This window comes from Streptomyces sp. A5-4, from assembly GCF_051131715.1.
Taxonomy (GTDB): Bacteria; Actinomycetota; Actinomycetes; order Streptomycetales; family Streptomycetaceae; genus Streptomyces.
Window position 1 is genome coordinate 2,568,763 of sequence record NZ_CP178591.1, and the last position, 15,396, is coordinate 2,584,158.

The following is a 15,396-nucleotide window of genomic DNA, read 5'->3' on the forward strand; positions in this document are numbered from 1 at the left end:
TGATTGAATTCAGTGTTACTTACGAATGGAGGGGTTCGGGGTGCTCGATCTGTCCCGGCTGCGCGCACTGCACGCGGTCTCGGTCCACGGCTCGGTCGGCGCGGCGGCCGTCGCGCTGGGCTATACGCCCTCCGCCGTCTCGCAGCAGATAGCCAAGCTGGAGCGCGAGACCCGTACGACCCTGCTGGAGCGGCAGGGCCGGGGCGTGGCGCTCACCGAGGAGGCCCGCCATCTGGCCGACACCGCACAGGAGTTGCTCAGCATCATGGAGCGCGCCGAGACGACCCTGGAGGAGCGCAGGGGCAGGCCGGGCGGCCGGCTCACGATCGGCGCCTTCGCCTCGGCGGCCCGCGGCCTGCTCCCCGGCGTACTGGCCGAACTGGCCCACCGCCACCCCGCGTTGGACGCCCGGATGACCGAGGTCGACCCGCATCTCTCGGTGGACCTGGTGGCCCGGGGCGTGCTCGACCTGGCCGTCGCGCACGACTGGGACATCGCCCCGCTGCCCGCCCCGGAAGACGTGGAGCAGGCGGTCATCGGTGACGACCTGTGCGACCTCCTCGTGCCGGAGCGGCACCCGCTGGCCGCGCGGAAGTCGGTACACCGTCAGGATCTGTCGGGCCAGCGGTGGATCTGCCAGCCACCCGGCACCGTCTGCCACGACTGGCTGGTGCGCACCCTGCGCGCCGCGGGCTGCGAACCGGACCTGGTGCACCGGGCGGAGGAGAACCACACCCAGATCGCCCTGGTCGCGGCGGGCCTGGGGGTCGCGATGATCCCCCGCCTGGGCCGCGGCCCGCTCCCGCCCGGTGTGCACGCCGTCCCGCTGGATCCGGTCCCGGTCCGCCGCCTCTACGCCCTGTGGCGCACGGGCGCGGCCCGTCGGCCCGCGATCACCGAGACCGTACGCACGCTCCGGGAGCACTGGCCGCACGTCCAGGGGGAGACCACCGGATCCGTGGACCACCGGGCCGGCGAACCGGCGGGTCGCCCCTAGCCCCCGGCGCCAACACCAGGAACACCATCCGCACCATTTCCGGAAATTCCGGCATTCTCGGGAACCCTTGGCGAACCGTTTCCGTCCAACATGCGTGCTGCCGGTGAGTCTCCGCAGAGCGGTGTCGGCCCTCGCTGCTGGCTGCGATCGCTGACTCCCCTCTCCAACCGCCTGCGGTCGGCAGCACAGCCGCCACCGGTGCGCCCCCCTTCGTATGCGCCGGTGGCGGCTCCCTGCCCGGCGCGGGTCCCCCGTTCGGCCGCTTCCTGGGGTCGGCAATGCCTTTCCCCTGCCGCGCCTCTTGACCTGGCAGTAATTTTCCGGATATCCGTGAGTCATTGGCAGTTTCTTTCAACTCCCTTGCCAAGCTTGTCGAGTACGGCCGGAAGGAGCTCACGTGCACCATCACCGCACCTCCAGACGCACCCTGCTCACCGCGACTGCCGCGGTGGCCGCCGCAGTCGCCACCGCGCCCGTGGCGGTCGCGGACACCTCGTCGGCCAATGACCGGCCCCAGGGCCACCTGAAGCGGCTCATCTCCCGGATGAGCCTGGAGGAGAAGGTCGGCCAGCTCTTCGTGATGCGGGTGTACGGCCACTCCGCCACCGCGCCCGACCAGGTCGACATCGATCTGAACCTCAAGGAGATGGGGGTCAGGACCGCTGCCGAGCTCATCGCGAAGTACCACGTCGGCGGCATCATCTACTTCGTCTGGGCGCACAACACCCGCTCCCCGCACCAGATCGCCGACCTCTCCAACGGCATCCAGGAGGCCGGGCTCGCCCAGCCCACTCCGCTGCCGCTGCTCATCTCCACCGACCAGGAGCACGGCGCCGTCGCCCGCGTCGGCAGGCCCGCGACGCTGATGCCCGGCGCGATGGCGCTCGGGGCCGGCGGCTCGCGCTCCGACGCGCGCGAGGCGGCGCGGATCTCCGGCGCCGAGCTGGCCGCGATGGGCATCGTGCAGAACTACGCGCCGGTCGCCGACGTCAACGTCAATCCGGCGAACCCGGTCATCGGCGTGCGGTCCTTCGGGTCCGACCCGCAGGCCGTGGCGGAGCTGGTCGCCGCGCAGGTCAAGGGGTACCAGGGCGCCGGGGTGGCCGCGACGTCCAAGCACTTCCCCGGGCACGGCGACACCAAGACCGACAGCCACTACGGGCTGCCCACCATCGACCACACCGCCGAGCAGTGGGAGCGGTTGGACGCCCCGCCGTTCCGGGCCGCGATCGCCGCCGGCATCGACTCGATCATGACCGCGCACATCCTGGTCCCGGCACTCGACCCCGCCGAGGACCCGGCCACGCTGTCGCGCCCGATCCTCACCGGCGTCCTGCGCGAGCGGCTCGGCTACGACGGGGTCGTCGTCACCGACGCCCTGGACATGGCGGGCGTCCGCGAGAAGTACGGCGACGACCGGGTGCCCGTCCTCGCGCTCCTCGCGGGCTGCGACCAGCTACTGAACCCGCCGAACCTGCCCGTCGCCTGGAACGCCGTGCTCAAGGCGGTCAGGGACGGCGAGGTGAGCATGGCCAGGGTCGACGAGTCCCTGCTGCGCATCCTGCGGCTCAAGGAGAAGCTGGGGCTGCTGCGCGACCCGTACGTCTCGCACCGGGGGGTCGACAGGACCGTCGGGATCCGTCCGCACCTCGCGACGGCGGACCGGATCGCCGGGGAGACCACGACCCTCCTGTCGAACAAGTCGAGGCTGCTGCCCCTCAGCCGTCGGCGGCACCGGAAGATCCTGGTCGTCGGCGCCGACCCCGCGTCGCCGTCCGGGACGACGGGCCCACCCACCACCGTCCTCGCCGACGCGCTGACCGAGCTGGGCTTCACCGTCACCAAGCTGCCCACCGGGACCGCCCCGACCCCGGCGAAGATCAGCGAGGCGGTGACGGCGGCCGACGGGATGGACGCCGTGATCGTGGGGACGTACAACGTCTCGGCCACCAGTACGCAACGCACGCTGGTCGGTGCGCTGGGGGCGACCGGGGTGCCCGTCGTCACGGTCGCGATCCGCAATCCGTACGACATCGCGCAGCTCAGCGGGTTCACCGCCAGTCTGGCGACGTACTCCTGGACCGATGTCGAACTGCGCGCCGCCGCACGGGTCATCGCGGGCCGGACGGATCCGGAGGGACGGCTGCCGGTGCCGGTGCAGCGGGCGGACGATCCGACCGAGGTGCTCCACCCGGTCGGGTACGGCCTGACGTACTAGGAGCTCCTGCTGGGGCCCGCGCCGACCCAGGACCTGTCCGGCACCGACCCGCCGGACAGGTCCTGGGGTCGCACTGCCCCACCAGGCGTACGCGCCGTACGCCGCGCCCCCCGCGCACCACCCCCGGGTGGCGCAAAGCCCGCCGCGCCTCTGGCGTGCGCCCGCCCGTGCGGGCCACGCTGGGGGGGGAGGTATCGGGGGTTCGGTATGCGGATGGACCGGTTCACGGCGGTGATGTGCGCCCTGCTGTTCGCGTCGGCGGCGCTGACCTCGTGCCAGAGACCGGCCGGGCAGGACGGCTCGGCGAGCGGCTCCATCGGCACGGTCACCCCTTCCGGGTACGGCGCGACCTTCCTCGGCGTCGGCGAGTGCAGCTCGCGCGGGCGTGACTTCCGCGAGGTGTCCTGCGGCAGCGAGAAGGCCTGGGCCCGGGTGCTCGAACGCCACGACGGCCGCCCGGCCGTGGGTACGCCGTGCCCTCCCACGACGGACTTCGTGCTGCACATCTCGGAGAGCAGGCCGGCCTTCGACGAGGACGGCGACGGCGCGGTGCCGCGCGGCCACGCCTGCATGCGCAACCTCGAAGAGCCCCATCCGGGCGCCCCGGGCCGGGGCGGCGGGCCGCGCACCGTGGTCGGCGACTGCCTCTACACGGCGCGCGAGGGCCAGGTGAAGGAGACCGCCTGCGACGGATCGGGCGAGATGCCCCCGCGGTTCGAGGTGACGGACACGGTGGCGCGGCGCGCCCAATGCCCGCCGTCGACGCGGTTGTTCGTGCAGCTGGGCGGGGACAAGGCAGTGGGCTGCGCCCGCCGGGTGTGAACATCCACCACGGCGGGCGCAGCCCCTGTCCGCGACCGAAGCGCTACGGCCGCAGCATCGGCTCACGCTCGATGTCGCTCTTGTCGAGCTTCGCGTCGAACTTCGCCAGCGGCTTCGCCTTCGCCGTGTCCTGCTGGACGGCCGCCGGAGCGACCCCTGCCCATTCGAGGATCTCGGCGGTGGCCTTCGCCTGCTCGGCCGGCACGAGGCCGGCGACATTGGCGCCGTGGTTGGCGCCCGGCGCGGTGTACACGTAGGAGTCGCGCGCCCCCCTGCTCAGGCGGAAGGGCTCGGCACCCCACGGGTCGTTCTGCCCGTACACGAAGAGCATCCGGTCGGCGTTGTGCCGCACCCAGTTGTCGACGTCACGCATCGCATCCGGGTCGAACTTCATCGGGATCTCACGCGGCACGTACGCACGCGGCGTGAAGTACTCGGGCCCGTACTCCATCAAGCCCTTGAGGTGCGGGTACTTGACCATCGGGGCGCCCATCTGGGTGCCCGCCTGGTAGTAGTACGGCGTGTAGGTGTTCAGGCCCTGGTCCGTGTACGCGGAGAAGCCCGAGATGGAGTCCACGTAGTCGTAGATCTCCTGGTCGGAAGCGTCTGCCGCGGGCACGGCCGCACAGTCGGCGACCAGGCTGTACTGCCAGAAGGCCCAGACGAAGTCGAGGACCGTGGACTCGTACGCCTTGTCCAGGGTGCCGATCGTCTGGAAGGTGGCGTCGTTCGCGGTCGCCCACTCCTGGTACTTGGCGCGCAGCGGAACCCGGCGCTCCAGTGCCTCGCGCTGCACCGCGTTCAGCTTGTCGCGGCACTCGCGGGTGCCGACGTTGCGGAAGAACCGGTCGTACGCCGAGTCCTCGTTGTTCACCACGTCGTTGGGCGCGACGTACGCGACGACGCCGTCCATGTCACGCGGGAAGTGGCGCTCGTAGTACGTGGCGGTCATGCCGCCCTTGGAGCCGCCCGTGGAGAGCCAGTTCTTGGAGTAGATCTTCTTCAGCGCCGTGAAGATGCGGTGCTGGTCGCTCGCGGCCTGCTTGATGTCGAGCTTCGACCAGTCCGCCGGGCTGGGCCGGGACGGGGTGAAGAAGCGGTATTCCATGGACACCTGGTTGCCGTCGACGATCCGGGTCGGCTCACTGCGGCTGGGGTTCGTCGAGACGTTGTAGCCACTGGTGAAGAAGACCGTCGGGCGGTTGGTGTCCTTGTGCAGCAGGGTTATTCGCTGCTTGAAGGTGCCCTTGGACGGGTGCCGGTGATCGACCGGCTGAGTGTAGTTCAGTACGAAATAGCGGTAGCCGGTGTACGGCTTCTCCTCTATGAGGCTCATCCCCGGTATCGCGAGGATCCTGTCCTTGATGTCCGGCTCGGCGGCGGTGGCCGCTCCGGCCGGTGCGCTGCTGATTCCGACGGTGCCTATGAGCACCGCGAACGACAGCAGCCATCTGAGCGCTTTGCGCATTCGTCCTCCCCTGTAGTCACAGACGACCACGCGAACCTAGCGGCGCAACTGTCGCTCCACCAGACCTTGTTGCGGGGAGGGTGAATGGGATACAGGGGACAACGGGAACAGCCGGAATCAGCGGGTATCGGCGTGAATCAGCAGAGAATCCAGCCGCTGGATGCCTTCTTGTTGCCGACGGAACCCACCGAGCGGACACAGCGGTTGAGGGCGTAGACCGTCACCGGGCCGGCCCGGACGGTGAAGGTGCCGCTGTCCTTGGCGGCGCGACTGCCGCGCGCCTGGAGGGTGACCGACATCTTCTGCCGTACGCCGGGCCGCTTGGCCACGGCCATGGCGCACACGTACTGGCGGCTCTTGTAGATCCGCAGCTCGCCGGTGGCGAAGGTGACCGTTCTGACTTTGCGGCCGGAGCAGCTGGCGGCGGCCTCGGCGCCTTGGACGCCCGGACCCGCCAGGGCCAGGCCCGAAGCCGCGACCACCACGGCAAGTCCGTACGCCAGCTGCTTTCTCATTTCCCCACTCGTCCCATTCGCCCCACCCGGTCCGACCACCCCACCGAACATCCGCACCACCTTCGCTCACAGGAGCGTACGTGCGTACGGACGCACGACAGGTGCGGGGTGGTTGCACCACTCCCTGCCCGGCCGGGGGCGGGTCAGACCGTCGCGGGCTCGTCCTCGCCGATGAACGACCGCCACAGCCGCGCGTAACTGCCGTCCAGCGCGAGCAGCTCGTCGTGCGTGCCGTCCTCGACGACCCGCCCGTGGTCTATGACCACCACCCGGTCGGCGCGCGCCGCCGTCGTCAGCCGGTGGGCGACGACCAGTGTGGTGCGGCGGCCGGTGAGGCGGTCCGTGGCCTGGTTGACCTGGGCCTCGGTGGCCAGGTCGAGGGCGGCGGTCGCCTCGTCGAGCAGCAGGACGTCCGGGTCGACCAGCTCGGCGCGGGCCAGCGCGATGAGCTGGCGCTGGCCGGCCGACAGATTGCGGCCGCGCTCGGCGACCTCGTGGAGGTAGCCGCCTTCGAGGGTGGCGATCATGTCGTGGGCGCCGACCGCGCGGGCCGCCGCCTCGACCTCGGCGTCACTCGCGCCGGGCCGCCCGTACGCGATGGCGTCGCGGACCGTACCGGCGAAGAGGTACGCCTCCTGCGGGACGACGCCCAGGCGGTGGCGGTACGCCGTCATGTCGAGGTCGCGCAGGTCGGTGCCGTCGGCGGTGACCCGGCCGCTCGTCGGGTCGTAGAACCGGGCGACCAGCTTGACCAGGGTGGACTTGCCCGCGCCGGTCTCGCCGACGAACGCCACGCTCTGGCCCGCCGGGATGCGCAGGGAGATCCCGGTGAGGGCCTCCTCGGGCCCGTCGGACGTGCCGTACTGGAACGACACGTCCTCGAAGGCGATCTCGCCGCGCAGCGACAGAACATCCAGCGGCTCGGTGGCCGCGGCGGTCGACGTGGGCTCCTGGAGGAGCTCCTGGATGCGCCCCAGCGAGACGGTGGCCTGCTGGTAGCCGTCGAAGACCTGGGACAGCTGCTGCACGGGTGCGAAGAACAGCTCGATGTAGAGCAGGTACGCGACGAGCGCGCCGGCGGTGAGGGTGCCCGACTCGATCCGCCCCGCGCCGACGATCATCACCGCGGCGGCGGCCACCGACGACAGCAGCTGGACGAACGGGAAGTAGACGGAGATCAGCCACTGGCCGCGCACCCGCGCCTCGCGGTAGCTGTCACTGCGGGCGGCGAAGCGCTCGGCGCCGCTGCGCTCGCGGCGGAAGGCCTGCACGATGCGCAGCCCGGCCACCGACTCCTGGAGGTCGGCGTTGACCAGGGCGACGCGGTCGCGGGCCAGCTCGTACGCCTGGACGCTCTTCCTGCGGAAGAAGTACGTGCCGAAGACCAGGACCGGCAGGGTCGCGAAGACGACCAGGGCCAGCTCCACATCGATGACCAGGAGGGCGACCATGATGCCGAAGAAGGTGACGACGGAGACGAAGGCGGTGACCAGGCCGGTCTGCAGGAACGTCGACAGGGCGTCCACGTCGGTGGTCATGCGGGTCATGATGCGGCCGGACAGTTCGCGCTCGTAGTAGTCGAGGCCGAGCCGCTGGAGCTGCGCGAAGATCTTGAGGCGCAGCGAGTAGAGGACGCGTTCGCCGGTGCGTCCGGTCATGCGCATCTCGCCGGTCTGCGCCGTCCACTGGATGACGACGGACAGCAGCGCGAGGGCGGAGGCCGCCCAGACAGCGCCGAGGGAGAGCTGCGTGACGCCCTCGTCGATGCCGTGCCTGATCATGACCGGCAGGAGCAGGCCCATGCCCGCGTCGATCGTGACGAGCAGCAGGCTGATCAGCAGCGGCAGCCGGAAGCCGCGGAGCAGCCTGCGCAGCCCGTAGGACTCCTCGGCCTGCACGGCCCGCGCCTCGTCGATGTCCGGTACGTCGTCGGCGGGCGGCAGCGCCTCGACCTGCGCCAGCAGCTCGGGGGTGGCCGTCATGCCGGGGGCGTGGTCGGTCGCGGTGTCGGGCGCGGTCTCGTCGCGCACCCACAGCTCGGGCGTGATGCCGCGCTCGGCGTCGAACTCCGCGTCCAGCTCCGCCTGTACGCAGCGGTCGTCGGGCGCCGCGGCGGCCACCGGCGGGACGTGCCCCGGTGATACGCCGCCGAGCTCGTCGGGGTCGGTGAGCAACCGCCGGTAGAGCGCGGAGCGGCGCTGGAGCTCCTCGTGCGTGCCGATGTCGGCGAGCCGGCCGCCGTCGAGGACGGCGATGCGGTCGGCGAGGTTGAGGGTGGAGCGGCGGTGCGCGATCAGCAGGGTGGTGCGCCCGGCCATGACGGACTTCAGCGCCTCGTGGATCTCGTGCTCCACGCGCGCGTCCACGGCCGATGTGGCGTCGTCGAGGAGGAGCAGGCGCGGGTCGGTGAGGATGGCGCGGGCGAGTGCGAGCCGCTGGCGCTGGCCGCCGGAGAGGCTGAGCCCGTGCTCGCCGACCGCCGTGTCGTAGCCGTCGGGCAGCTCGGAGACGAACCGGTCGGCCTGGGCGGCGCGGGCGGCGGTCTCGATCTGCTCCTGGGTGGCGTCGGGGAAGCCGTAGGCGATGTTGGCGCGCACGGTGTCGGAGAACAGGAAGCTGTCCTCGGGGACGAGCCCGATGGCGGCCCGCAGCGATTCGAGCGTCAGCTCGCGCACGTCGTGGCCGCCGATCAGGACCGCGCCGTGCGACACGTCGTAGAAGCGGGGCAGCAGCAGCGAGACGGTCGACTTGCCGCTGCCCGACGAGCCGACGACGGCGACGGTCTCGCCGGGCGCGATGCTCAGCGAGAAGCCGTCGAGGACGGGACGGTCGGTGTCGTAGCCGAACGACACGTCGTCGAATTCGACGGTGGCGGGCGCGTCGGCGGGCAGTTCCTTGGTGCCGTCGGCGATGGAGGGCTCGGTGTCGATGAGCTCCAGGACGCGCTCGACGCCGGCCCGTGCCTGCTGGCCGACGGTCAGGACCATGGCGAGCATCCGGACGGGTCCGACGAGCTGGGCGAGGTAGGTGGAGAAGGCGACGAACGTACCGAGGGTGATCTCGCCGCGGGTGGCCAGCCAGCCGCCGAGCGCGAGCATCGCGACCTGCCCGAGTGCGGGCACGGCCTGCAGGGCCGGGGTGTAGCGGGAGTTGAGCTTCACGGTCCGCAGCCGTCCGGCGAACAGGCGGCGGCCGACCTCGCGCAGCTTGCCGGTCTCCTGGTCCTCCTGGCCGAAGCCCTTCACGACGCGCACGCCGGAGACGGCTCCGTCGACGACGCCCGCGACGGCGGCGGCCTGCCCCTGGGCGTACCAGGTGGCGGGGAAGAGCCGGACGCGGCTGCGCTTGGCGATGAACCACAGGGCGGGGGCGACGGCGAGCGCGACCAGGGTGAGCGGCAGCGAGAGCCAGGCCATGATCACGATGGAGATGATGAAGAGCAGTACGTTCCCGATGGTCATCGGGAGCATGAAGAGCAGGCTCTGGATCAGCTGGAGGTCGCTGGTGGCGCGCCCGACGACCTGGCCGGTGGACAGCTCGTCCTGCCGCCTGCCGTCGAGGCGGGTGATGGTCCCGTACATCTCGGTGCGCAGGTCGTGCTGGACGTCGAGGGCGAGCCGCCCACCGTAATAGCGTCGGATGTACGTCATGACGTACACGACCAGGGCCGCGACGATCAGCAGCCCGGTCCACACCCCGAGGGATCGGGAGTGCTCACCGATGACGTCATCGATGACGATCTTGGTGATCAGCGGCACGAGGGCCATCACCGCCATGCCACCGAGCGAGGAGCCGAGCGCGAGCATCACGTTCCGCCGGTACCGCCAGGCATAGCCCGTCAGCCGCCGTGCCCACCCTTGATCTGCCGCCGCCACTGCTGCCTCCCGGTCGTCCTGTGCTGCCGGAAGTCACCAACGCGGTGCGGTGCGGATTTCATCCCGCCGCAACAAAACGCGGCCGGCAGCACGGACGTCCGGCCGGGAGCCGGAGTGCGGGCTCAGGCCTTCGGCACCGCCGGGATCGCCTCGTGCGGGGTCCGCGTCGGGGCGTACAGGGTCGATGCGGACGCCGCCGGGTTGAGGGCCTTGTGGATCGCCTTGGACACGGCCTGGATGGTGTTCACGCCGTCCTTCATGGCTGGGTTGTCATGGGTGAGGACCGTCATCGCGTAGTTGTGACGGCCGCCCGTGAACGCGCCCATGGAGTGCACCCGCCAGCCGTGCGTGGAGCGGGGCAGCCAGCCGTTCTTGACCTGGATGGTGGCGGACGAGGGGGCGCCCGCGGGGGTGCCCCAGCGCTGGGAGGAGATGACCTTGCGCATCAGGCCGAGGATGTAGGTGCGCGAGTTGTCGCTCAGTACGGCGTTCTTCGCGGTGAGCAGGTCGAGCAGCTTCTGCTCGTCGCGCGCGGTGATCTGCGTCAGGCCCCAGTAGCGGCCCGCGCCGGGCACGGTGTCCGTCATCTTGGCCGCCTGCAGGAACTTCTTGATCCTCGTCGGGCCGAGCTGTGCCCACAGGGCACTGGTGGCGTTGTTGTCCGACTTGGTGATCATGTCGGTGGCGAGCTTGGTCTCGCGCGCCGTCAGGTAGCGGTTGGTCTTCTTGGCGTCCCACAGCAGCGCGGCGAGGACGGTCGTCTTGACCACACTCGCGGAGTCGTACTTCTGCGTGGCGCGCAGGGTGCACATGGTCTTGGTGGTGCGGTCGTGCAGCGAGATCGCCGTCAGCGACTTCCGCCCCCTGAGCGCCGCGGTGATGTCCTTGGTGAGCTTGACCGCGAGCCCGGCCTTGGCCGAGGTGCAGGCCACCGTCGGTGCGGGAGCGGCGGCGGCGGGCGCCGCGGCGGACAGCGGCACAAGGACAGCCCCGGCGAGGGCTGTGGCTATCGCGGCGCGCGTTATTCGGTGGTGCGTCATGGTGTGGTTCCCCGTCCCCGTTGGCTACTGCTTCAGATGACCCGCAGGGGGCGGAAAGGTTGTACGGGTCGCGCACGCCCGTTCGATACAGGTTGGTAACAGGGCATTCCAACAGGGGCGCACGCCCGGCGCGGTGCGGGGGCCACCGCCCCCGCACCCCACGTCAGCTGTCGCCGTTACCCAGGTGCGTCGGCGCGAACATCCGCAGCAGCGCCGGGAGCACGACGACCGAGGGACCCGGCTCCGAGAGGGCCTTCGCCAGGTCCGCGCCCAGGGTGTCGGCGCTCGTACGGGTCGCCGGAACGCCGAAGGACTCGGCCAGGGCCACGAAGTCCGGGCGGGAGAGTTCCGTGCCGGTGCTGTCGCCGAAGGCGTCCGTCATGTACTCGCGGAGGATGCCGTAGCCCCCGTCGTCGACGATCAGCCAGGTGACCGGCAGGTCGTACTGGCGGGCCGTGGCGAGCTCCGCGATCGAGTACATCGCGCCGCCGTCGCCGGAGACCGCGAGGACCGGCTTCGTGCGGTCGGCCGCCGAGGCGCCGAGCGCCGCCGGGAAGCCGTAGCCGAGACCGCCCGCGCCCTGCGCGGAGTGCAGCGCGCCGGGCCACGCGGACCAGGCCCAGTAGGCCAGGATCGTCATGTCCCAGAAGCTGGGCGAACCGACGGGCAGGGCCTCGCGCACCGAGGCGAGGATTCCCTGCTCCAGGTCCAGGTCCTGGGAGTCGATCCGGTCCCGCACGGCGGTGAGGACGGTACGTACCCGCTCGGGCGCCGTCGGGTCCGCGCGCTCGGGAACGGTCTCCAGGAGCGCGGAGAGCGCCAGGCGGGCGTCGGCGTGGATGCCCAGCGCCGGGTAGTTCGACTCCAGCTTGCCGAGGTCCGCCTCGATCTGCACGACCCGGCCGCGCGGGCGGAACGTGCCGTAGTTCGAGGACAGTTCACCGAGGCCCGAGCCGACCACGAGCAGGACGTCGGCGTCCTCCAGGAGGTCGGTGGTGTGCCGGTCCTCCATCCAGGACTGGAGCGACAGCGGGTGCTCCCAGGGGAACGCGCCCTTGCCGCCGAAGGTCGTGACGACGGGCATGTTCAGCCGCTCGGCGAGCGCGAGCAGCTTGCCCGCCGCGTCGGAGCGTACGACTCCGCCGCCCGCGATGACCGCCGGACGGGCCGCGGTGGACAGCAAGTGGGCTGCCAGCGCGGTCAGTTCGGGGCGCGGGGGCAGCTCGTGCGGGGTCGCGTCCATGGCCGTGACGACCGGCAGCACCGTCTCGGCGAGGAGTACGTCCTGCGGGATCTCGATCCACACCGGGCCGTGCGGAGCGGTCAGCGCCGACTCCCAGGCCTCCGCTATGGCGGACGGGATCTGCGAGGCGGAGCGCACGGTGTGCACGGACTTCACGATGTCGCGGAACGACGCCTTCTGGTCGCGCAGTTCGTGCAGATAGCCGTGCCGGCCGCCGCCGAGTCCCGCGGTGGGGATCTGGCTGCTGATCGCGAGGACGGGGGCGGAGGCCGCCGCCGCCTCCTGGAGCGCGGCCAGCGAGGTGAGCGCGCCCGGCCCGGTGGACAGGAGCAGCGGCGCGGCCTCACCGGTGACACGGCCATAGGCGTCGGCGGCGAAGCCCGCGTTGTTCTCGACGCGCAGCCCGATGTACGTCAGCGAGGAGCGTCGCAGCGCGTCGAACATGCCGAGCGCGTGCTGGCCGGGCAGCCCGAAGACGGTGGTCGCGCCGAGTCCCTGCAGCGTCTCGACGACGAGGTCACCGCCGTTGCGGCCGGCGGGCGGGTTGAGCGCCGCCGTGGTCTGCGCCTCGGTGGGACGCAGCACCAGGTCGTGGTCGTGGGTCACTTCGCCGCCCTCGCCGCCGAGATCTGCCGGGACATGATCGTGGTCAGCTCGTACGCCGTGTGGGAGGCGGCGACGGAGGTGATCTCGGCGTGGTCGTACGCCGGGGCGACCTCGACGACGTCCGCGGAGACCAGATTGCAGTCGGACAGACCACGGATGATCTCCAGGAGCTCGCGCGAGGTCAGGCCGCCGGCCTCCGGGGTGCCGGTGCCGGGGGCGTGCGCCGGGTCCAGGACGTCGATGTCGATGGAGATGTAGAGCGGGCGGTCGCCGATGCGCTGGCGCAGCTGGTCGGCGACCTCGTCGACGCCGCGTCGCATGACGTCGGCCGACGTGACGATGCCGAAGCCCATCTTGGCGTCGTCGTCCAGGTCCTTCTTGCCGTACAGCGGGCCGCGCGTGCCGACGTGACTGAGCGCCTCGGTGTCGAGGATGCCCTCCTCGACGGCCCGGCGGAACGGCGTGCCGTGCGTGTACTCGGCGCCGAAGTACGTGTCCCAGGTGTCCAGATGCGCGTCGAAGTGCAGCAGCGCGACCGGGCCGTGCTTCTTGGCGACCGAGCGCAGCAGGGGCAGCGCGATGGTGTGGTCGCCGCCGAGGGTCATCATGCGGGCGCCGTTGCCGAGCAGGTCGTCGGCGGCGGCCTCGATGGTGTCGACGGCCTCGTTGATGTTGAACGGGTTCGCGGCGATGTCACCGGCGTCGGCGACCTGCGCGAGCGCGAACGGCGAGGCGTCCTGCGCCGGGTTGTACGGGCGCAGGAGCCGTGAGGCCTCGCGGATGGCGTTGCCGCCGAAGCGGGCGCCGGGCCGGTAGGAGACCCCGGAGTCGAAGGGCACTCCGACCACGGCGACATCGGTCCGGCCGCCGACCTCGTCCAGGCGGGGCAGCCGGGCGAACGTCGCGGGTCCTGCGTACCGCGGGATGCGGGACGAGTCGACGGGGCCGCGCGGCTGCTGCTCGTTGCTGCTCATGTGAAATTCCTTCTTTTCTGCGCTTCGTTGCGTTTTGAGACTCTAAAGGGTGGTGGCGGCCTCGGACTCCGGCGCCGGTTCCGCGCCCCGGCCCGCCAGCCGCTCCCGCCAGGCCGCGAGCACCTCCGCGTCGGTCGGCGGAGTGGCCAGACTGACGACGACGTACGTCGCGAGCGACAGCAGCAGCCCGTAGTAGATGGGCTCATTGGCGAGGATGCCGTAGACCGACATCAGGCCGACGACCGCGACACCGCCGACGGTCACCGCGGCCAGCGCCCCGTGCACCGTGCCGCGCTTCCACAGCAGTCCGCCGAGGATCGGCACCAGGAGGCCGCCGACCAGCAGGTTGTAGGCGACGGTCAGCGCCTCCACCACATTGTTCAGCACGATCGCGACGCAGACGACGGCGACGCCCATGATGAGGATGAAGATGCGGTTGCCCCGCACCTCGTCGCGATCGCCGTCGCCCTCGCTGTCGCGGGTGACGGCGCCGCGGAGCCGCGACCAGATGTCGTTGTTCGCGACGGTGGCGCAGGCGATGAGCGCGCCCGACGAAGTGGACATCACGGCGGCCAGCGCCGCGGCGAGCACCAAGCCCCTTACGCCCATGGGCAGTTCGTCGCGCACGATGGTCGCGAAGGCGTCGTCGGCATTGGGCAGATCCGGGTAGAGGACCTTGGCCGCGGTGCCGATGACGGCCCCGGCCAGCGCGTACACCAGGCAGTACGTACCGGCGACCGTGCCGCCGTAGCGCGCGACCTTGTCGCTGCGGGCCGTGAAGACGCGCTGCCAGATGTCCTGGCCGATCAGCATGCCGAACGTATAGATCAGCACATACGTGAAGATCGTCTCGCCGCCGATGCCCAGCGGGTCGAAGTACTCGGTGGGCAGCGTGGCCTTCATCTCGCTGAAGCCGCCGGCCTTGATCACCGCGATCGGCAGCAGCAGGATCAGCACGCCGATCGTCTTGACGACGAACTGCACCATGTCGGTGAGGGTGATCGACCACATGCCGCCGAGCGTCGAGTACGCGACGACGATGGCGCCGCCGAGGATGATCGACAAGGTGCGGTTCAGGTCGAAGATGACGTCGAAGATCGTGGCGTACGCGATGGTCGAAGTGACCGCGAGCATCAGGGTGTACGCCCACATGACGACGCCCGAGATGATGCCCGCCTTCCCGCCGCCGTAGCGCAGGTCGAGCATCTCGGAGACGGTGTAGACCTTCAGGCGGGCGATGCGCGCCGAGAAGAACACGGAGAGCGCGAGCAGCCCGAGGCCGATGGCGAAGACCATCCAGGCGCCGGACAGGCCGTGCTGGTAGCCGAGGCCGACGCCACCGATGGTGGAGGCGCCGCCGAGGACGATGGCGGCCATCGTCCCGGAGTACATGGTGGGGCCGAGGCGGCGGCCCGCGACCAGGAACTCGCTCTTGGACTTGGCGCGGCGCATGCCCCACCAGCCCATCGCGAGCATGCCTGCGAGATAGACGACGATCACCGCGTAGTCGACAGCCATGAGCTTTCCTCCGCTTCGTGCACTTCGGGGACCGGGGGGAAATGCGGGGAGTACGGAGAGCGCGGAGCGCGGTGGCTGCCGGGGGATGTGGGGGCAGGGGCGGCCACGGCCTGTTCTCCG

At 70.9% G+C, this 15,396-nt stretch carries 10 protein-coding genes; 3 read left to right on the forward strand and 7 right to left on the reverse strand.

The annotated features are described in order from the left end of the window. Nucleotides 1-40 precede the first annotated feature (40 nt). The 3 genes from ACLLJJ_RS11755 to ACLLJJ_RS11765 all read left to right on the forward strand — a co-directional run bounded on the left by ACLLJJ_RS11755 (nucleotide 41) and on the right by ACLLJJ_RS11765 (nucleotide 4,037). Nucleotides 41-997 (forward strand): LysR family transcriptional regulator, encoded by a 957-nt coding sequence (locus ACLLJJ_RS11755; RefSeq protein ID WP_434589715.1) that lies wholly within the window; start codon nucleotides 41-43, stop codon nucleotides 995-997. A gap of 397 nt (nucleotides 998-1,394) precedes the next feature. Next, nucleotides 1,395-3,215 (forward strand): glycoside hydrolase family 3 protein, encoded by a 1,821-nt coding sequence (locus ACLLJJ_RS11760; protein WP_434589718.1) that lies wholly within the window; start codon nucleotides 1,395-1,397, stop codon nucleotides 3,213-3,215. A 207-nt stretch (nucleotides 3,216-3,422) separates the two neighbouring features. Further along, nucleotides 3,423-4,037 carry a hypothetical protein gene (locus tag ACLLJJ_RS11765; protein WP_434589721.1) on the forward strand — a complete coding sequence of 205 codons (615 nt, stop codon included), beginning with the start codon at nucleotides 3,423-3,425 and terminating at the stop codon, nucleotides 4,035-4,037. Between the two features lie 43 nt (nucleotides 4,038-4,080). Here ACLLJJ_RS11765 and ACLLJJ_RS11770 read toward each other — a convergent pair whose 3' ends face one another. The 7 genes from ACLLJJ_RS11770 to ACLLJJ_RS11800 form a co-directional block, all read right to left on the reverse strand. Next, nucleotides 4,081-5,505 (reverse strand): S28 family serine protease, encoded by a 1,425-nt coding sequence (locus tag ACLLJJ_RS11770; RefSeq protein ID WP_434589723.1) that lies wholly within the window; start codon nucleotides 5,503-5,505, stop codon nucleotides 4,081-4,083. A 137-nt stretch (nucleotides 5,506-5,642) separates the two neighbouring features. Beyond that, the gene (locus tag ACLLJJ_RS11775) at nucleotides 5,643-6,020 is read right to left on the reverse strand and encodes a hypothetical protein (protein WP_434589726.1); all 378 of its coding nucleotides are present in this window, start codon (nucleotides 6,018-6,020) and stop codon (nucleotides 5,643-5,645) included. Nucleotides 6,021-6,163: 143 nt separating this feature from the next. Further along, nucleotides 6,164-9,895, reverse strand: a complete 3,732-nt coding sequence (locus ACLLJJ_RS11780; RefSeq protein ID WP_434589728.1) for an ABC transporter ATP-binding protein — start codon at nucleotides 9,893-9,895, stop codon at nucleotides 6,164-6,166. A 122-nt stretch (nucleotides 9,896-10,017) separates the two neighbouring features. Next, complete coding sequence (locus ACLLJJ_RS11785; protein ID WP_434589731.1) at nucleotides 10,018-10,935, reverse strand: serine hydrolase; 918 nt, start codon at nucleotides 10,933-10,935, stop codon at nucleotides 10,018-10,020. A gap of 163 nt (nucleotides 10,936-11,098) precedes the next feature. Continuing rightward, nucleotides 11,099-12,784, reverse strand: coding sequence for a thiamine pyrophosphate-binding protein (locus ACLLJJ_RS11790; RefSeq protein WP_434589734.1), 1,686 nt, complete (start codon nucleotides 12,782-12,784; stop codon nucleotides 11,099-11,101). After that, on the reverse strand, nucleotides 12,781-13,758 hold the full coding sequence (gene speB, locus ACLLJJ_RS11795) for an agmatinase (RefSeq protein WP_434589737.1): 978 nt from the start codon (nucleotides 13,756-13,758) through the stop codon (nucleotides 12,781-12,783). Before speB ends, ACLLJJ_RS11790 begins: the two co-directional genes overlap by 4 nt. 42 nt (nucleotides 13,759-13,800) lie before the next feature. Beyond that, the gene (locus tag ACLLJJ_RS11800) at nucleotides 13,801-15,276 is read right to left on the reverse strand and encodes a sodium:solute symporter (RefSeq protein WP_434589739.1); all 1,476 of its coding nucleotides are present in this window, start codon (nucleotides 15,274-15,276) and stop codon (nucleotides 13,801-13,803) included. Nucleotides 15,277-15,396: the final 120 nt, after the last annotated feature.